Origin of the sequence: Streptomyces sp. NPDC101151 (assembly GCF_044768335.1) — a bacterium.
GTDB lineage: Bacteria > Actinomycetota > Actinomycetes > Streptomycetales > Streptomycetaceae > Streptomyces.
On the sequence record NZ_JBIWPP010000048.1, the window covers coordinates 23,524 to 42,608 of the forward strand.

At 67.6% G+C, this 19,085-nt stretch carries 14 protein-coding genes and 1 pseudogene; 11 read left to right on the plus strand and 4 right to left on the minus strand.

Features of this window, described 5'->3' with window-relative positions:
- Positions 1–1,071 precede the first annotated feature (1,071 nt).
- A pseudogene (locus ACIRU3_RS42315) lies at positions 1,072–1,607 on the minus strand (transposase family protein); the annotation flags it as partial.
- 76 nt (positions 1,608–1,683) lie between these two features.
- Between ACIRU3_RS42315 and ACIRU3_RS42320 the strand changes: the two are divergent.
- Both ACIRU3_RS42320 and ACIRU3_RS42325 read left to right on the plus strand, forming a co-directional pair.
- Positions 1,684–1,929, plus strand: a complete 246-nt coding sequence (locus ACIRU3_RS42320) for a hypothetical protein (protein ID WP_404068779.1) — start codon at positions 1,684–1,686, stop codon at positions 1,927–1,929.
- 329 nt (positions 1,930–2,258) lie between these two features.
- Positions 2,259–2,855 (plus strand): hypothetical protein, encoded by a 597-nt coding sequence (locus ACIRU3_RS42325; RefSeq protein ID WP_404068783.1) that lies wholly within the window; start codon positions 2,259–2,261, stop codon positions 2,853–2,855.
- A gap of 493 nt (positions 2,856–3,348) precedes the next feature.
- On the opposite strand, the gene ACIRU3_RS42330 is transcribed toward ACIRU3_RS42325, so the two are convergent.
- A complete protein-coding gene (locus tag ACIRU3_RS42330; RefSeq protein ID WP_404068784.1) occupies positions 3,349–4,590 on the minus strand; it encodes a PP2C family protein-serine/threonine phosphatase in 1,242 nt (413 codons plus the stop codon).
- A gap of 1,351 nt (positions 4,591–5,941) precedes the next feature.
- Here ACIRU3_RS42330 and ACIRU3_RS42335 point away from each other — a divergent pair.
- A complete protein-coding gene (locus ACIRU3_RS42335; protein ID WP_404068786.1) occupies positions 5,942–6,418 on the plus strand; it encodes an SRPBCC family protein in 477 nt (158 codons plus the stop codon).
- A gap of 247 nt (positions 6,419–6,665) precedes the next feature.
- Here ACIRU3_RS42335 and ACIRU3_RS42340 read toward each other — a convergent pair whose 3' ends face one another.
- On the minus strand, positions 6,666–6,896 hold the full coding sequence (locus tag ACIRU3_RS42340; RefSeq protein ID WP_404068788.1) for a DUF5133 domain-containing protein: 231 nt from the start codon (positions 6,894–6,896) through the stop codon (positions 6,666–6,668).
- A gap of 461 nt (positions 6,897–7,357) precedes the next feature.
- On the opposite strand from ACIRU3_RS42340, the gene ACIRU3_RS42345 reads away from it, so the two are divergent.
- From ACIRU3_RS42345 to ACIRU3_RS42365, 5 genes are all read left to right on the plus strand, one after another.
- Entirely contained in the window at positions 7,358–10,432 is a 3,075-nt protein-coding gene (locus ACIRU3_RS42345) for an FAD-binding and (Fe-S)-binding domain-containing protein (RefSeq protein WP_404068791.1), read from the plus strand.
- Positions 10,433–10,465: 33 nt separating this feature from the next.
- Complete coding sequence (locus ACIRU3_RS42350) at positions 10,466–12,289, plus strand: thiamine pyrophosphate-requiring protein (RefSeq protein WP_404068794.1); 1,824 nt, start codon at positions 10,466–10,468, stop codon at positions 12,287–12,289.
- Positions 12,286–13,395, plus strand: coding sequence for an enolase C-terminal domain-like protein (locus tag ACIRU3_RS42355; protein WP_404068797.1), 1,110 nt, complete (start codon positions 12,286–12,288; stop codon positions 13,393–13,395). Before ACIRU3_RS42350 ends, ACIRU3_RS42355 begins: the two co-directional genes overlap by 4 nt.
- 97 nt (positions 13,396–13,492) lie before the next feature.
- Complete coding sequence (locus ACIRU3_RS42360) at positions 13,493–14,500, plus strand: SDR family oxidoreductase (RefSeq protein ID WP_404068799.1); 1,008 nt, start codon at positions 13,493–13,495, stop codon at positions 14,498–14,500.
- 140 nt (positions 14,501–14,640) lie between these two features.
- Positions 14,641–15,207 (plus strand): hypothetical protein, encoded by a 567-nt coding sequence (locus ACIRU3_RS42365; protein ID WP_404068802.1) that lies wholly within the window; start codon positions 14,641–14,643, stop codon positions 15,205–15,207.
- 72 nt (positions 15,208–15,279) lie between these two features.
- Here ACIRU3_RS42365 and ACIRU3_RS42370 read toward each other — a convergent pair whose 3' ends face one another.
- On the minus strand, positions 15,280–15,468 hold the full coding sequence (locus ACIRU3_RS42370) for a hypothetical protein (RefSeq protein WP_404068805.1): 189 nt from the start codon (positions 15,466–15,468) through the stop codon (positions 15,280–15,282).
- A gap of 148 nt (positions 15,469–15,616) precedes the next feature.
- Between ACIRU3_RS42370 and ACIRU3_RS42375 the strand changes: the two genes are divergently transcribed.
- The 3 genes from ACIRU3_RS42375 (at position 15,617) to ACIRU3_RS42385 (ending at position 18,865) form a co-directional block, all read left to right on the plus strand.
- Positions 15,617–17,155 carry a CHAD domain-containing protein gene (locus tag ACIRU3_RS42375; RefSeq protein ID WP_404068808.1) on the plus strand — a complete coding sequence of 513 codons (1,539 nt, stop codon included), beginning with the start codon at positions 15,617–15,619 and terminating at the stop codon, positions 17,153–17,155.
- Positions 17,156–17,317: 162 nt separating this feature from the next.
- Positions 17,318–17,488, plus strand: coding sequence for a hydrophobic protein (locus tag ACIRU3_RS42380; protein WP_404068840.1), 171 nt, complete (start codon positions 17,318–17,320; stop codon positions 17,486–17,488).
- Between the two features lie 987 nt (positions 17,489–18,475).
- Positions 18,476–18,865 (plus strand): hypothetical protein, encoded by a 390-nt coding sequence (locus ACIRU3_RS42385; RefSeq protein ID WP_404068810.1) that lies wholly within the window; start codon positions 18,476–18,478, stop codon positions 18,863–18,865.
- Positions 18,866–19,085: the final 220 nt, after the last annotated feature.

The window sequence follows — 19,085 nt, forward strand, 5'->3', positions numbered from 1 at the left end:
TGCTCTGCCGGGGGCGGCGAGTACGCAATCGGGCTGTGCTTCGTCGCTGCGACGGACAACTGCCTTGTCCGAAGCGGTCGGTGGGGAGTCCAGGTCGCTCGGGGGCAGCACGGGTCCGCCGCGCACCGCAATGGCCGGGACGTCACCGGGAGCGCAGGAGGCGACTGCCGGATGCCGCCTAGGTCCCGAGTCCCTCCGGATCAGAGCGACTTGTCGTTCCTGCCATGCCGTGCCGCCTGTGCGGCCTCGGACGACGAGATCGGAAGCCCTCTGCTCGACCGTCGGACGGAACGTCGTTAAATCCCGGTGTCGATCGAGCCAACCGGCAATACCGGACACGCTTTTCCTTACTTTCATGCAGTGCAGGGAGTCGACGCTCGCGAGTGGACGGCTAGTGCCGCGCGGAGTCTCATCGGGGGAAGAGGGAGGGGAATGGCGGCAAACTGAAGCCGAGCGAGCGACGTTCGTGATCTTAGTGAGCTGTCAGTCCGCACGTCTGTGACCCATTTCACCGGAGGAACCTGGAACGAGAGCGCTCTCACCGGACTCCCCGGAGGGCATCGCCGGGCTGAGGACCCGCGGGCGAGGGGGGCGTGACCGAACATGGGCGCTCACTTGCCGTACCCCTCGGCGTGGCAGTGTGGCCCGACATGTGGCCGGATATCCTCGGTGAACGCGCTGGTCATGGTCCTGCCGGCCGACAGCGAAGATGCTCGGCGCCCCTCGGACCGTTCTGCCGATTCCGTGGACATCCGTGACCGCGCCCTCCAGGTGGCAGCCTGACCGGCGGGGCGGTGTCCGGGGGTAACTGCCCATCTCTGAGTCACCGTGATTTCTCATTTTGGGAGCCATATGTTCATGCCGGCCATGGCAATGAACTGTCGCCAGCGAATGAGATCTCTGGCGACATCGACTGAGAACCTCCGGCATCCAGATGAGAAACGCACGGAAACTCTGCTACTGGGCAGGGGCTTTGTGCTTTGGCCGCTCGTCCTGCTCGGGGAAAGCAATATCGTTGACCTGCAAGTTCACCCCTTTTTGGCGCGGACCTGAGCGGGTTCGAGACCCGCCGCCGGCGGCGGTATAGGCCTTGTCCGCCAAGGCAGGGATCTTCAGCCACTCACAGACGGTGATGATTTTGTGTGTGCGGGCGGCGGTGATGTCGGCGGTGCGTCCAGGCAGTGCGGGTGAGTACCAAAGGAGTTCGCCGGCCGGTCCGGTAACGGCCTGGATGTTCACCCCGTGCCGCTGGCCTTGCCGGAATAGTCTTGCTGTCCGTCGCTGACCCGGTCGCACTCGGCGATGGTGCCGTCGACGAGGACGTGCTCGGGTTTGGCGCGGCGCAAGGCCTTCACCAGGGACGGTGCTCTGGAGGTGAGCAGCTTGGTCACACTGTGTACATAGGCGTGTGCGGTGCTCTCGCTGATCCGGAATCCGGAAGCGATCTGAGCCAGGGTGTCGTGCTTGCGCAGGTACACGAGCGTGATCAGAGCCCGCTGGGACGCCGGCAGCTTGCATCGGCGGTCACCCTCCCGAGTGACGATCAGCATCCTGACCCACTCCACGAGGGCATGCGGCAGGTCCAGTGCGGCAGGATAGGTAAGCAACAAGGCTTCCTGACAGAAGAGTTGAGACGTGAGATCTCTCGCTCAACCGTCCGGGAGCCTTGTACTTTACGATCCCTTGCGCATCACCCAATCAGTGGCCAACTCGAAGAAGCTCATTGAGAACACCGTCCACTGGACCAAGGACGTCACCTTCACCGGGGACGCCAGCCACACCCGCCGACACCGCACGCCGGCCGTCATGAGCTGCCTCCGCGACCCGGCCCGCGCAACACTCCACCAGGCCGGACGGGCCAGCATCGCCAGCGGCCGCCGCGCTCACACGCAGCCCGAAGCCGTCCTCACCCTCCACGGCATCCCATGATCAAACCGGACGGTCAGTCAGGACTCTCCCCGGGGCCCTGGTCCTCACTGCGCCCCAGTGGGTGCCCCTTTGTGTAGTGATTGCCAGACCGGCTGTTGCGGAAGCGCGGCGTGTGGTGCGATGCGCTGTGCCGTCAGATTCCAGCGACTCAACTACCGCTGAGGTGGTTGCTGCATCACTGCTCGTCGGCCAGGCTCGTCCGGATCCGGTGATCGCGCCGTGGCCGGACTTGCCGACGTGACCCGGGCTACGGCCCTTTTCTTTTCGCAGAACGGGATTTCGCCTTGAGTAATTTCAGATCCGCCCCGTGGCGAGGCAGAGTTGTCGCCATGGTGACGCTGCTCGGCAGCTCAGCGCTGGCGATCCTTCCTTCTGGCTCGGCCCACGCCACCGACGCCTTCACAACGCACACTAACTGCGTGGACAAGGCGGTGATCAAGCCGATAGGTCGGCAATGCTTCTACACGTTCACCGACGCTGTGAAGTATGCCACCAACGGCGAGATCACCTACGCCCCAGCAGTTTCTCCGCAGTACGGCAGCGCAGCATGGAACTCGCTCATCGACGATATGTCGAGACAAAACATGTACCTGTCGGCGATACTTTTTTCCGACTCCTTCGCCAAGGGAAACGGGACCCTCATCCTCGAACGGGGCAACTGCACGTATAAGAACAGTCCAGGAACCATTCCGGGCGACATGGGTGGCGTATTTCTCAATACCATTTTCAACGGATATTACGACAATCACGTGAACTCCGGCGTCGGCCTGAACAATTGCAAGCTCGCCTTCTACGCGGACCCGTACTACTCGGGTATTCAGACAAGCGCGTGGCCGACGATCAATGTTGACGGTGGGCCCCTGGAAGATCAGACCACCTCTGTCCGGGTGTGGAATCCCAACACGGGCGGAGGCGCCGGTGGGTGAGCCGCAGGGCGATGCGTCATGGTCTACTTCGTCCTGGCGTTGGCTTTGTTCGAGCGCTGCTCCTACCGGGCGGTACGGGCGAGCTGACCGCCCAGCTGCCCGCCGGTCAAGGACGTAGCTGAGGACGAGTACACATCCGCCGAGGAAAGCCACCGTTGCGGTAGCCCAACCAACCGTCTCCACGGTCCAAGTCACCTTTCGAGTCTGGTGATCGGACCGAGTGCGGGCGGCCTCTGCCCGACCACTCTGTCTAGCGGTCGAAGCCGAGACCGCCTGTCGCCGTGTCAGCTGTTGTACACGTCAGGTCTCGAACCGCGCCCAGCCACGGCGCGCGGCGTTCATGTACAGGCAAGGCCACAAGTCAGGGTGCTGACCCCTGACCTCTGGTCTTGCCTGTGAGGCCTTTACCTTGCCGGCCTCCACCTCCGCGCCTCGATGATCTGGATCAACGACATCCTGAAGACAACTACTTGATCACGACATCACACAGGCCCTAGAGGCGGGCGACGATCAAAGCGATGTCGTCGTGTCCGCCGCTGCTGACGTCAAGGTGGGACAGCAGGGTGTCGGCAAGGTCTTCGGGACTGCTGCGAGGGTGGGCGGCGAGGGTATGGGTGAGGCGGTGCAGGCCTGTGTCGATGTCTTCTCCGCGGCGTTCGATGAGGCCGTCGGTGTAGAGGACGAGGGTGTCGCCGGGGGTGTAGGGCACGGCAGCCTGGGGGCGCGGGACGTGCTCGGGACGGGTTCCCAGCGGAGGGTCGGTGGCCTGGTCGAGGAGGATGAAGGTGCCGTCGGTGCGGGTGAGGATGGGTGGGGGGTGGCCGGCGCTGCTGTAGGTGATGTGGCGGCGGTGGGTGTGGATGACGGCTTTGACGGCGGTGGTGGCCAGTGCTCCTTCTACTGAGCGTGCGTACAGGCCCAGGACCTCCATGGCGGGGGCGGGCTCGCGCAGGGCGCGGATGGCGGCGGACAGTGCGCTGCGGAGCATGCCCATGACGGCGGCGGCTTCCAGGCCGTGGCCCACGACGTCGCCGACCGCGACGGAGAAGCTGTCGTCGGGCAGGTCCACTACGTCGTACCAGTCACCGCATACGTTGAGGCCCTTGGTCGCGGGCAGGTAGCGCACCGCGATGTTCGGGTGCCGGGCCAGGTCCGGGGCTTGCAGCATGGCCTCCTGGAGGGCGACGCCGATCCTCCGTTCCCCGGCGTGGGCCTGCCGCAGTTGCTCGTTGAGCCGCTGGAGTTCCTGTGCCCGCACGTAGAGTGCGGTCTCCATTGCCTTTCGCTCGCTGAGCGTCTCCCTGGGCTGCGGGTGGTCGCCATGGGAGAGCACGAACTCGGTGACGTCTTCCATCCGGTGCAGGATCCAGGCGACCTGTCCGTCCGGCCCGCGCACGGGGACGTTGATCGGGGATGCCCATCGTTCCTCGAACTCCCCGGGGCGCTCGGGCACGGGGATGTCGTACTTCTGGACCACCAGCGTCTCTGGCTTGCCCGACCGCAGGACCCGCTGCAGGGAAGCACGCAGGCTCCGCACACCTTCAGGGTCGGGGTCTGCCGGATTGTCGGGGAAAGCGTCGAAGAGATACCGGCCGACCAGGTCTTTTGCGGGACGGCGGACGGCGCGGCAGAACGCCTCATTGACGTCGAGGATCACCAGGTCGGGGCCCAGCACCATGTACGGGCTGAGTGTGGCAGCGAACAACGCCTGGTAGTCGATCAGCGGTGTGCTCACGGCGCTCTCCGTCCCGTCCGGCGACCCTTTACGTCTTCCACTATGCGCGTCCGCTGATCATCACACCGAGGTGGCGGAGCCTGGTGAATCGGAGAACCGCCAGTCATAGTCCCCGACCCCGAGCACGGCGGCGCATCGTCCGGCCCTGACGCCGACCACGCTGCCGCCTGGCCCCATCCACGGCAGGTCACAGTGTCATCTGGCCGATCACCGCACTGATGGGTCCCTGCGGTACTGCCGCCCCGCGACGGTGCGGCCAGTACGGTGCCTGGTATGGACGGCTACCTCGGGTTCATCAAGCAGCAGGTCTCCTCGCGCCTTCACCGGCCGGACGGGAGTGCGGAGACCACGCGGGACCCGGCGGTGTGGACGGCTGGCGCACCGTGGCTACAGCGGCAGCGGGCGGCTGGATGTGCGGGTGTACGCCACCCAGCGCGAGGCCCTGCTTGAGGGCGCGAAGCTGGCTCTGGCCTCTGGCCTGGACTCCAGGCCAGAGCTGCGTGAGCAGGCTGGTTTCGGTACACGCAGGGCAGCTCGCATGAGTGATCCCGCAGCGACACGGTGGCGACGACCGTGCCGCCGTGTGCGCGAGCGACAGGCCCGTGTGCGGCACCGGCCGACCCGGCCGCCACCCACCACCGGGCGGCGACTTCGGCGGCGAGCCCCGCCGGGAACGCGACGACCAAGCGGTAGGGCTGCGCGAAGCCCTCGAAACGTCGATGAAGTCGGCGAGGCCGGAGGACATGAGGCTCATGCGCAGCAAGATCATCAGGGACACGTGCGGCTGAACGGTCACGCACTACCTCGCTGGCTGCGGGCGGTGGCGGCATCGGTGCGGAGCTGTTCAGGGATCCGGGCACTGTTGCGATCCCTACACAGTCAGGGCCGACCGTTGCGCTGGACGCGGAGGCGGCGGGGGCGCTCAGACATGTCCGGCACGGATCACCACCAGTTCCTCGGTCATGCGGTCCGTCGCCAGTTCGCGCTCACGCAGCCAGGCGAGGCGGGAGCGCACAGTACGCGGCCGAAGGTGCCCCCCTGTCAGCCGGACGGCTTCAGCGGCTGTTCGGCCGGCGCCATCTCGCTGATGATGAGGGCTTTCACGTCCTCCTCCGACCGCAAGATGGAGGGATGCCGTGCGCGCCGCACACGAACCGCTGGGTCACACAGGTACCCCGGGCTGTGGATCTACCGACGCGGACCGCCCGGGCCGAAGAGAGTCTTCGGGCAGCTCTCGTGGGTACTCGCAGTTTCGCGTACGGCGGGTGTCCCGGGGGCTCCGCGACACCCGCTGTCTGACGCAAGAGGCCGGCATGTCCGGTCTCGGCGATGAGCTGACGAGGAGGGATCCATGAGTACGGTCAAGGAAGCGGTCGATGTCGAGGTTCCGCTGCGTGTGGCGTACGGCGAGTGGACGCAGTTCGAGAAGTTCCCCCGCTTCATGGAGGGCGTGGAGGAAGTCAGGCAGCTCGACGACCGGCACAATCACTGGACCACCAGCATCGGAGGGGTCCGGCGCGAGTTCGACACGGAGATTGTCGACCAGCTGGCGGACGACCGGATCACCTGGCGGTCCACAGCGGGGGACACCCAGCAGCGCGGATCGGTACGGTTCGAGCGGATCGACGACACGCATACGCGGGTGGAACTCACGATGGAGGTCGAGCCCACCGGCGTCGTGGAGAAGGGCGCGGACGCGTTGGGCGTGATCGATCGGCGGGTGAAGGGCGATCTGCACCGTTTCAAGGACTACGTCGAGAGCGGTGGCGGTGACACCGGTGGCTGGCGCGGTCGTATCCGGCCTGGTCACCCCGGCTCGACCCTGTGACGAGACGGGTGGGCATGCGCGGCATGCCCACCCGCTCACGGTCGCAGAAACCGACTCGGCCGGCTCTCCGCCCTCCGGGGTGGCGGCTCGGTGAATCCGACTCCTCCTGGGACAGAGCGACAGCCTTGCTGCGCCAACACAGTCTTCTATGTCCAGGGAACGAGTCGGGACAGCTCAGCGAGGCTGGTGAAAGTCGGCAGATCGGCGGCGGTGCTCATGGTGGTGCCGGTTCGGTTGCAGCAAGGAGTCAGGTGGCCAAGAGGGAGGAGTCGTCTTCCGTATGGGCGCCGGGCAGCCGGTGACGGGCGGCGATGAGGGCGGTATCGATGTCGCGAGTGCCGGTCGACACACACAGCGTGTAGGCGACGTCATCCATGCGCCGGCGCACTTCCTCGCTGCTGTTTTCGGCGTGCAGGATGTACAGCGTCTCGAACTGCTCGATCAGGTTCTGTAGTACGGCGGGGTGTGCCATGAGCATCGGGAGCCTCCTTCGTCGCCACTCTCCACATGGGGCTACACCGACGCGTGTGCCCCGGGCACCGGCTGCCAATCCGTGATGCTTCCGCTGCACCTGGTCATGGATCTGGTGTCCGCTCACGTCCAGGACGAGGAGAACAACCTCTGCCCGATGCTGCGGGCCCGCTCCTCAGCCGGGGGCCGGCCACCGACAGCGCGCCCGTGCGCCGCCGACGGATCCGCCTGTCGACTGAACACCGCAATCCACTCGGGCTCTTCCTCTCGCACACTCCGTCTCACCTGCCCCTCCGACCAGCCGGCTGCACGATCGGCGTAGCCCGGCCGGCGGCACAGGCCGAGCACCGGAAGTAGCGCCCATGCACACTGCAGAGGCGGGTACTCGAGGCGGCATGGCGGGCCGGGAAACACCCTCACAGCCAGATACGGGCACACGCCAATGGCTCCAGGAAGGCGGATTCCCTGATGACTCGCCATCTCTTCAGCGCCTCTGTGGGGGCGGTGCCCGGGCTAGAGGCGACGTTGCGCGAGTCCGTGGACGCCGAGGTCCGGTTCGACGCGGGCAGCACAGGTGCGTACTCCACAGACGGTTCGAACTACCGGCAGGTGCCGATCGGTGTCGTGGTCCCGCGCACGGTGGAAGCGGGCGCGCTGGCGGTTCAGGTGTGCGCCCGTTTCGGGGTGCCGGTTCTGTCGCGGGGTGGCGGTACCAGCCTCGCCGGGCAGTCGACGAACACCGCGGTGGTGATCGACTGGAGCAAGTACTGCCATGCCTTGGTTTCCGTGGATCCCGACGCACGGACGTGCGTGGTCGAGCCTGGGATCGTCCTGGATGTCCTCAACCAGAGCCTGTCCGACTACAAGCTGCAATTCGGGCCGAAGCCCTCCACTCACAGCCACTGCGCCGTGGGCGGCATGATCGGCAACAACTCGTGCGGCGCTTCCGCTCAGGCCTACGGCAAGACCGTGGACAACGTGCGTCGCCTGGAAGTGCTCACCTACGACGGCTCCCGCATGTGGGTCGGGCCCACGTCGGAGGCTGAACGGGCCCGGGTCGTCGCCGGAGGCGGCCGGCAGGCGGAGATCTACACAGGCCTGGACCGCATCGCCACCGAGTACCTGGCGGACATCCGCCGTGGCTATCCGAAGATCCCGCGCCGTGTCTCCGGCTACAACCTCGACTCGTTGCTGCCGGAGAACGGCTTCGATGTGGCCAAGGCCCTGGTCGGCAGCGAGGGCACCCTCGTGACCGTCCTGCACGCAGAACTCGACCTGGTGCCGGTCCCGCCGTGCCAGTCCCTCCTGGTCCTTGCCTACGACGACATCTGCGCCGCCGCTGACGACGTGCCGCAGCTACTGGAGCATTGCTCACCCAGCCAGCTGGAGGCCCTCGACGGCCGGATGGCCCAGCTGATGCGCGAGGAGGGCGCCTACCTGGACTCCCTGAATGCTCTCCCCGAGGGCGACAGCTGGCTGCTCGTGCAGTTTTCGGGGGACAGCCAGGCCGAGGTCGACGAGCAGGCGCACGCGCTGCTGCGCGCCCTCGGCCGCAGCGAGAAGGACTCCGATGTCGCCTTCTCCGACGACGTCGAACGCGAGCAGAAGATGCTCAAGGCGCGCGAGGCCGGACTCGGCGTCACCGCCCGCCCCCCGGACGACCGGGAGACCTGGGAGGGCTGGGAAGACTCCGCCGTGCCGCCGGAGCGGCTCGGCGACTATCTGAGGGACCTCAAGCGCCTGTTCGCCGAGTTCGGTTACGATCACCCGTCCCTGTACGGGCACTTCGGGCAGGGCTGCGTCCATACCCGTATTCCGTTCGGGCTGAAGACTGCTGAGGGCGTGGCCGACTTCCGCCGTTTCTTGGAGCGTGCCGCCGATCTCGTCGCCTCCTACGGTGGCTCCCTGTCGGGCGAGCACGGCGACGGCCAGGCCAGGGGTGAACTGCTCACCCGGATGTTCGGGACCCGTCTGGTGAGTGCCTTTGGCGAGCTGAAGGCGCTCTTCGACCCGGAGAACCGGATGAACCCGGGCAAGGTCGTCCACCCCAACCCCGTCGACGGACAGCTGCGCCTCGGCCCCGTCTGGCGCCCTGCGACGCCCGAGACGCACTTCGGTTATCCCGAGGACGACCACTCCTTCAATCGCGCGGTGATGCGGTGCGTCGGTATCGGCAACTGCCGTAGCCATGAAGGCGGCGTGATGTGTCCCTCCTATCGGGCGACCATGGAGGAGGAGCACTCGACCCGCGGCCGCGCCCGGCTGCTGTTCGAGATGCTCGACGGCCACGCCGACTCCGCGATCACCGACGGGTGGCGTTCCACCGAGGTCCGCGACGCTCTCGATCTGTGTCTGGCCTGCAAGGGCTGCAAGTCGGACTGCCCGGTGGGCGTCGACATGGCCACCTACAAGGCCGAATTCCTCGCGCACCACTACGAGGGCAGGCTGCGCCCTGCCAGTCACTACTCCATGGGCTGGCTGCCCGTGTGGGCACGCCTGTCCCGTATCGCCCCGTCACTGGTCAACGCCGCCCTGCACGCACCCGGTCTGGCCCAACTGGGCAAACGGCTGGCCGGCGTGGCCAAGGAACGGCAGGCGCCGGTGTTCACCAAGCAGTGCTTCCAACAGTGGTGGCAACAGCGCGAATCGGCCGAGCCCGACCCGGCCGACCCGCGGACCGTGGTGCTGTGGCCCGACACCTTCACCAGCTATTTCCATCCGTCGATCGCGATCTCGGCCGTACGGGTCCTGGAGGACGCGGGGTTCCACGTCACCGTGCCCACCAAGACCGTGTGCTGCGGGCTGACCTGGATCTCCACCGGCCAGCTGGCCGGAGCGAAGAAGGTGCTACGCCACAGCCTCGACGTGCTTCGCCCCTACCTGCAGGCGGGCACCCCGATCATCTGCCTGGAACCGTCCTGCACCGCCGTCTTCCGCGCCGACGCCCCAGAACTGCTACCCGCAGACCAGGACGTCCGGCGGCTGGCCGGACAGGTCCGCACCTTCGCCGAACACCTCGTCCACCACGCGCCCCCCGACTGGCAACCTCCGCAACTGGCCCGGCACGCGATCGTGCAGACCCACTGCCATCAACACGCCATCATGAAGTTCGAGGCCGACCGGGATCTGATGCGTCGCGCCCACCTCGACGCCGATGTCCTCGATGAGGGCTGCTGCGGCCTGGCGGGCAACTTCGGATTCGAACGCGGCCACTACGAAGTGTCCATGGCCGTCGCGGAGCAGGGCGTCCTGCCTGCCGTCCGTGCCGCGGCCCCCGGCAGCCTGGTCCTCGCCGACGGTTTCAGCTGCCGCACCCAGATCGAACAGGGCGGCACCGGCGGCCGCGCCCTGCACCTGGCCGAGGTGCTGGCCTTCGGCCTGGATGACAATCTGCCCAGCGAACACCCCGAACGCCTGGCCCGACGCCCCGGCCGGCCCTCCCGCACAGCCCGGTGGGCAGCCACCGCAGGCACCGCCGCCGTCACCGCGGCGGTGGCCGCTGCGGCTGGCCGGGCGCTTCTGCGCACGCTGCGCCACTCCTAGCCACAAGCCGCAATCCCTGAAAGGTCTTCGAACATGCCGAAGAAGGTCTCCGATTACCTCCTCGAGCGCCTGCGCGAATGGGGAGTGGAGTACGTCTTCGCCTACCCGGGCGACGGCATCAACGGTCTGCTCGCCGCCTGGGGCCGCGCCGACGACACACCCCGCTTCATCCAGGCACGCCACGAGGAGATGTCCGCCTTCGAGGCCGTCGGCTACGCCAAGTTCTCCGGCAGGGTCGGCGTGTGCGCCGCCACGTCAGGCCCCGGCGCCATCCATCTCCTCAACGGCCTGTACGACGCCAAACTCGACCACGTGCCCGTCGTCGCGATCGTGGGCCAGACCAACCGTAGCGCCATGGGCGGCTCCTACCAGCAGGAGGTCGACCTGCTGAGCCTGTACAAGGACGTCGCCTCGGACTTCTGCGAGATGGTCACCGTCCCCGAGCAGTTGCCCAATGTGCTGGACCGGGCGATGCGCACCGCCGCGGCGCGTCGCTCGGTCACCGCGGTGATCATTCCCGCCGATGTGCAGGAACTGGAGTACTCGCCGCCTGAGCACGCCTTCAAGATGGTCCCCTCCAGTCTCGGCATGCCGCACTACGCGCCGGTGCCGACCGACGAGGACCTCACCCGCGCCGCCGAGGTACTCAACGCGGGCGGGAAGATCGCGATCCTGGTCGGTCAGGGCGCCCGCGGGGCTCGTCAGGAGGTCATGGCGCTCGCCGACCGGCTCGGCGCAGGGGTGGCCAAGGCCCTGCTCGGCAAGGACGCCCTCGACGACGACCTTCCATACGTCACCGGAGCCATCGGCCTGCTGGGCACCCGGCCGTCGTACGAGCTGATGCGCGAATGCGACACCCTTCTCGTGGTCGGCTCGTCCTTCCCCTATACGCAGTTCCTGCCGCAGTTCGGCAAGGCGCGGGCTGTGCAGATCGACATCGACCCGCACATGGTCGGCCTGCGCTACCCCTTCGAGGTCAACCTGGTCGGCGACGCCCGCGAGACGCTGACCAGGCTTCTACCGCTCCTCGAGGCGGTGAAGGACACCAGCTGGCGCACGAAGATCGAACAGAACACCACCCGCTGGTGGGAGGTCATGCAGCGGCGCGCGGAAGTCGACGCCGACCCGATCAACCCCGAGTACGTCATTCACGCACTGAACGACCTGCTGCCGGCGAACGTGATCCTTTCCTCCGACTCCGGCTCGGCCGCCAACTGGTACGCCCGGCACCTGAAGCTGCGCGGTGCCATGCGCGGCTCGCTGTCCGGCACCCTCGCCACCATGGGGCCCGGGGTGCCCTATGCCATCGGCGCCAAGTTCGCGCACGGCGACCGGCCGGCCATCGCCCTGGTGGGCGATGGGGCGATGCAGATGAACGGCCTGGCCGAGCTGATCACCATTGCCAAGTACTACCGGGAGTGGGAAGACCCGCGGCTCGTCGTGGCGGTGCTGAACAACCGCGACCTCAACCAGGTCACCTGGGAAATGCGCGCGATGGAGGGCGCCCCGCAGTTCCTGCCGTCCCAGTCGATCCCCGACGTTCCCTACGCCGATGTCGCCCGCCTGGTCGGCCTGGACGGGATGCGCATCGAGAAGCCGAGTGAGGTGAAGGGCGCCTGGGAGGCCGCGCTCGCCGCCGACAAGCCCTGCGTGTTGGACTTCGTGACCGATCCGGCCGTCCCGCCCATCCCCCCGCACGCCACCCTCGACCAGATCGAGGCCGCCGCGCTCTCCGTGCTCAAGGGCGACAGCGACCGGGCTGCCATGGTCCGCCAGGGCTTCAAGGCCAAGGTCCAGGAGTTCCTGCCCGGTCATCGCCACCGCAAGGACCGGCCCGGCGCAGAGGACGCCCAGTGAGCGATACCCCGGTCGTGGAAGGGGTGGACACCGCAGTCTTCACCGTGCCCACCGACGCCCCGGAGGCGGACGGCACCCTCAGCTGGGACAGCACCACCCTGGTCCTGGCAACCGTCCGCTGCGGCGATGTGACCGGCCTCGGCTACACCTATGCGCCCGCGGCGACGGCCCGCGTCGTGGACGACCTGCTCGTCGATGTGGTGACCGGCCTCCCGGCGCTCGACGTGCCGCACATGAACGAGGCCATGCAGCGGGCCGTGCGCAACGCCGGACTGCCCGGCATCGCGGCGCAGGCGATCGCTGCCGTGGACATCGCGCTGTGGGACTGCAAAGCGCGCCTGCTCGGGCTGCCGCTCGTGCACTTGCTCGGCGCGGCCGGCGAGAAGGTTCCCGTCTACGGCAGCGGCGGCTTCACCACGTACGACGATGCCCAGCAGGAGCGTCAGCTGCGCGGCTGGGTCGAGGAGGAGGGCATCCCGCGCGTCAAAATCAAGATCGCGGAGTCGTGGGGACGCCGGGAGGACCGTGATCGGCACCGCGTCGCCAAGGCCCGCGCCGCCATCGGCGACACCGCCGGCCTGTACGTCGACGCCAACGGCGGCTACGGCGCCAAGCAGGCCGTACGGATGGGCCGCGCCTTCGCGGACGAGGGAGTGACCTGGTTCGAAGAGCCCGTCCCGTCCGACCACCTCACCACCCTCGCCACGATCCGCAAACAGGTCGCCCCGGACGTGACGGCCGGCGAGTACGGGTACACCCTGCCCTATTTCGAACACATGCTCGCAGTCGGTGCCGTGGACTGTCTGCAGGCCGACGTCACCCGCTGCGGAGGCATCACCGTCTGGCTGCGTGCCGCCGCTCTCGCTCATGCCCGCGGCCTCGAGATCTCCGGGCACTGCGCCCCGCACGCCCACGCGCACGCAGCTGCCGCGGTACCAAATCTCCGGCATCTGGAGTGGTTTCACGACCACGTCCGTATCGAACGCATTCTCTTCGACGGCGTCCTCGCTCCCGGCGGGGGCAGCATCACCCCCGGCGCGGACGGAGTGCCTGGCCACGGCCTCAGTCTCAGTACCGAGCGGGCACAGGCCTACCGGGTGGACTGACGGCAGGGACCGGCACCACGGCAGGAGACGGCGGCGGCATGAGCACCGCCCACGATCCCGAACCGGGCGCCCCACGGCGCGACGAAGGAGCTGACTCATGTCCCAGACCGTTGTCATCACTGGTGCCAGTGCCGGTATCGGCCGTGCCACGGCCTGCCTCTACGGCAGGCGCGGTGCCAAAGTGGTACTGATCGCCCGCGGCCGGGCGGGCCTGGAGGCCGCCGCCAAGGAGATCGCCTCCTTCGGCGGCCGCCCCTTCGTCCAGGTCGCCGACACCGCCGACGCCACGCAGGTCGACGCCGCCGCCGAGGCCGCCGAGCAGGCCTTCGGTCCCATCGATGTATGGATCAACTGCGCGTTCACCAGCGTCTTCGCACCCTTCGACGCGATCACCGCCGAGGAGTACGAGCGTGTGACCCAGGTGACCTACCTGGGTTTCGTCAACGGCACCCGCACGGCACTGAAGCGAATGCTGCCCCGCGACCGCGGCACCATCGTGCAGGTCGGCTCCGCACTGTCGGAACGGGCCGTCCCGCTGCAGTCGGCTTACTGCGGCGCCAAGCACGCCATCAACGGTTTCACCTCCTCCCTGCGCACGGAACTGCTGCACCGCGAGAGCAACGTGCACGTCACCATCGCCCAGATGCCCGCCGTCAACACCCCACAGTTCTCCTGGGTGCGCTCCCGCATGCCACGGCACCCGCAACCCGTCCCGCCCGTCTACGAGCCGGAGGTAGCCGCCCGAGGCGTGCTACACGCCGCCGACCACCCGCACCGCAAGCAGTACTACGTCGGCGCCACCACCGTGGCGACCATCTGGGCCAACCGACTGGTTCCCGCCCTTCTCGACCGCTATCTGGCCCGCACCGGATTCGACTCCCAACAGACCGACCAGTGGCCGCCGAGCGGCGAGAACAACCTCTTCGAACCGATCGACCAGGGCGACGGCAGCGCCCACGGCGCCCACGGCCCCTTCGAAGAGCAGGCGCACGGCTGGTCCCTCGAAGCCCTCCTCGCCCGCCACCCCGCCGCCGCCTCGGTCCTGGCACTCGGCGTGGCCGCGACGGTGAAGGCCTGGCTGAACCGGCACACCCGCACCTCCTGAGAACTCCTGACCGAATGGCATCGTCCCGGGCGACATCGCGTGGCGTCGATGTCCGCCCGAGTGATGAGAATTGGGCAGGTTCTCGGGCACAGTGGACGTACTCGGTCGAGTGGGCAGCCGTGGCGGGGGAAGGAAGACCGATGACGGAACCCGGTCTGTTCGAGCTGGAAGCCGTCGTGGTGGGGCAGCCGAAGCGTCCACGGTGGCGCAGATACGTGGGCCCCGCCCTGGCCGTGTCCACCGTAAAGGGGACCCCACTGGCCTGGGTCACCTACACCGACGACACGTACTCCGTCGTCACGAAAACGTCCGGCGAATTCATCGTCCGTATCGAGCAGTTCGGGCCGGTGGAGTTCCGCTTCACCGACGCCGCGGACCGGGAGGTCGGCACCGCAGGTGCCCGTGGACTCATCAAGACCCGGCAGCTGAGCCTCCAGACGGAGCAGGGCCGCCGACTCCTCCTCACGCGGCTGGGTCTCCTGCACGCCGAATGGCATCTCACGGAGACCGATCCGGAAAGGGACCTGGCGCCGGAGATTCTCGGGCGGGTCACGGTGAGCACCATCGACTCGTGGATCGGGTTGCAGCAGTACGTTGCCGAAATGGATCTTCGCCTGGACGCCTCCGAACGGCGGAGCCTCGTCGCCTCGGTCGTCTGTCTGCACCAGCTCCGTCGGCCTCCGGGTGACAGCGCCGCGCCGGTGTGAGAGGGGCCCTGGCCACACACGCCCACCGCGTCGCCACCGCGACCGAGCACCAGGCCGCAGTCGGTCCCCTGCTTAGGTCTGGCCCGGACATCCGCGGGTACTCCGAGCCACGACGAACAGGTCGAGACGGACGCTGTTCAGGAGCAGGTTGTACGACGCCTCGTAGTCGGCGGGCTCCTGGAGGATGAGCCCCAGCTGGAAGCCGGCATCTCGTTCGGCGTCCAGGCCACGGGATTGCTCGAGGAGCGGCTCGCTGCGCACTACAGCTCCGGCCCAAGTGAATCGTTTCGCCCTGGTGACGGACCGTACCGAGAAGCAGGCGCCGCGCGACCTGCTCAGTCGGCTCGCTCCCCGCAGGGATGTTGCCTCACCAGCGTTTGAACCGCGCTGTGGAGTGCACGCGCCTGATATGACCCATTCACAGCGAGAGACAGAGCGAAAATACGCAGCTCCGTCGGCCGATGACACCTCGTGGCTGCCGGACCTCACCGGTGTGGACGGCATTGCGTCGGTCGTGGGAAAGGGCTTCGATGAACTGGACGCCGTGTACTACGACACGGACGACCTGCGCTTGGCCGGCGCCTCGGCAACGCTTCGCCGACGGACCGGCGGGGATGATACGGGCTGGCATCTCAAACTGCCCTCGCCCGGGGACAGCCGGGAGGAGGTCCGGGCCCCGCTGGCCGACACGGTTCCGGATACCCTGCGTGACCTGGCCCTCTCCCGCACCCGAGGGGCAGAACTGCGGCCGGTGGTCCGTATCTGGTCAACCCGCAGCCCGCGGCACCTCGTCGACTCCGAAGGCTCCGTTCTCGCAGAGCTGAGCCTCGACAGGGTCCGCGCCGAGTCCGTGGTCGGCGCGACCACACGGGCCTCATGGACCGAGATGGAGGTCGAACTCGCCGAGGACGCCGATTCCGTGCTGCTCGACGTCGTCGACACGACGCTCCGCAAGAACGGTATCGACCGTGCCGACTATCCATCCAAACTGGCCCGGGCACTGGAAGAAACAGGAATGGGAGCGCTGCGCCTGCCGGACAGGCGTCCCGAGATCGTCATACCCGGCTCAGCCGCCGACGAGGTCCTCAGGTACATGGACGAGCAGGTGCACACTCTGGTGAACGTCGATCCCGCGGTACGCCGCGGCCTGCCCGACTCCGTGCACAGGATGCGCGTCACCTGTCGGCGACTGCGCAGCACTCTGCGTTCCTACCGGGCGGTGCTGGACCGTGAGGTCACCGATCCGATCCGCGACGAGCTCAAGTGGCTGGGCGGGGAACTGGGCGCGGAACGTGACCAGGAGGTTCTGGTGGAACGGCTCGGCGCGGGCATCGGGGCCTCGCCCCGTGAGCTGGTCCTTGGGCCCGTCGACGCCCGGTTGCAGGTGTGGAACGTCGCCCGCGCCTCGGAGGCGCGGCAGCGTACCCTCGACGCCCTGCGCTCACGCCGCTACCTGGCCCTGCTGAGTTCGTTGGCCACGCTGACGGAGCAGCCCCCGCTGCGTCGCAAAGCTGCTCGCAAGCCGGAGAAAGTGATGGTCAAGGCAATACTCAAGGAGTACGCCCGGCTGGCCGGCCGGGTAGCACGCGCGCTGGAGCTCTCCCCGGGGACGGAACGGGACGCGGCCCTTCACCAGGCTCGCAAGGCGGCCAAGAAGACGCGGTACGCCACCGAACCGGCGCGCGCATCGCTCGGGAAACCCGCCGGGCGGCTCGGCAAGCGCATCAAAGCGGTACAGAGGATGCTGGGCGAGCATCAGGACAGCGTCGTGTCACGCGGCGCCTTGCGGAACCTAGCCCTGGCGGCACATGCGGCGGGTGAGGCCGGCTTCACCTGGGGCCTGTTGTACGGCCAGGAGCAAGCCGTGGCAGAAGAGTGTGAACGGCAACTCCCGGCCACATGGGCCGATGCATCGAAGCCCAAGCTGCGCAAGGCGCTCGTTCACTGAGAGGTCACTCTCTTTGGTCCCTGATCCGTGGATGCTGGATCGCGCTAGGAGACGGCTGCATTTGAACCGGGTTGTTCCCCTTCTTTCCCTTAATAAACAAGGTGGATTTAGTGAATGGAGGTGGAATGGCAGGGCACGCGGTGGGATAGGAGGTTGATATTCATGATTCCCTTGCTGCTTGTTCTGCTTCTCGCGGTGATCCTTTTCGGCGCCGGTTTCGCCGTCAAGATTCTTTGGTGGGTTGCCCTCGCCGTCCTGGTGCTGTGGCTGCTGGGCTTCGTCATGCGCTCCACGACAGCCGGCGGTGCGCGCGGCCGCTGGTATCGATGGTGACCTGACCTTGCGGCTCCATCCTTTGCGGGCCCCGGCCGGTAACGGCCGGGGCCCCGCGTCATGTCCGAGAGCAGTGAGAACCGCACCGTCGGCCCTGCGCGTTGAGCCGCCTCCTGTCAGTCGTGCTCGGTCCCGCGGTGGTCGGCTTCGCGCCAGCGGAAACGTCAGCGTCATCCCGGCCGATCCGCGGAACCGCAAGCAAGCCCTGGCGATTGCTCTCCGGGTCGGCCGAGGATCGCAACGCCGCGGTGCGACCTTGTGCAAGCAGTGCCTGCTGGAACGCGAACGATGCCGGGCAAGGGGCCCAGGCAGCCGAGGGAAGGGCTTGGGCCGTATCCCGCAAGATGACGGCGGGCCCGACGTGTTTCCGCCGTACGGCGTCAGAGGCGGAAGACGCGCTCGGCCTCGTCGCGATGGGCGGTGTGCAGCTCCCAGTAGACCGGGGGAGATCTACTCGGGCTCGGCCGTCGGCAGGCATGGGATTATGGCGGTGCCGATCGACACGTCGACGCCGAAGTGGGCGGCCCGGATGCCGACGATGTCGGCCCGCCTTCGTCTCTCTCGCACCGCGTCTGTGACTTTGGCGGACTGCTGCCGGGTAGCCGATGGCCGGGAGTTGTACGTGGTGTCGCCGTCGTGGGGAGGGGTACCGGGGCTGCGGGTCTTCGAGGGGTTCGAAGTCCCGGTCAGAGGCTCTTGTACTCGGCACGGAGGTTTCCATGGCACTGCGCGTACTGCCCCGGAGGGTCTGGCGGACCTGGCGGGAGTGGCGGCGGGCTGAAGATCTGCGAACCCCGGCGTCGTCCACCGACGTGGAGAACGCCAACCGCCGGTTCCTGCTGTACGGCGTTCTCCCCTTGTGGGTGGCACCCGGCCTGGCGGACTGGTGGATGCACCGGCGGACCCGGATCGAGCACACCAGTGGCACCCAGGAGTCTGTGGTCCACGCGCTGATGATGACGGAGGCTGGAGTACCGGCCGGTGGTCATGGGACTGCTCGCCCGGATCAATCCGCTGGTGCTCACCGCGATGGGCGGCGCTGCCCTCGCCCATGGCGCGACGGCGTTGTACGACGTGTCGCTGGCCGTCGGTGATCGCGATGTCCGGCCTGTAGAGCAGCATGTCCACAGCTTCCTGGAGGTGTTGCCGCTCACGGCTCTGGCCTTCACCGCCTGTCTTCACGCGGACCAGGTCCGCAAGACCCTGCGAGGCGGCTCCGACCCCCAGGACTGGCGTTTGCTGCCCAAGGAACATCCACTGCCGGCCGCTTACCTGGCGGGCCTCGCCGGTGTCATTGTCTCGGGTGTCGTCGTGCCCTACGCCGAAGAGCTACGGAGGTGCCTGCGGACTGCTTCGCGCACAGGAAACCCTCGATGAGAAGCGGGCAGGGCGGGCGCAGCTGCCCGACATGAACGGTGGGATGCGAAGCGGCAACGTCGCCCAGCTGGTCATCGGGGCGGGCATTCCACGTCGAGTTTGTTGGTAGGGGCCGTTCGCCTCGGCATCCGGGTGCGTCGGCGGGAGGCCGCACCGCCCCGGCGCGCGGATCATCCCACAATGCCGCGCTCGGGACCGGTGTCGGAGGAGCGGAACATGC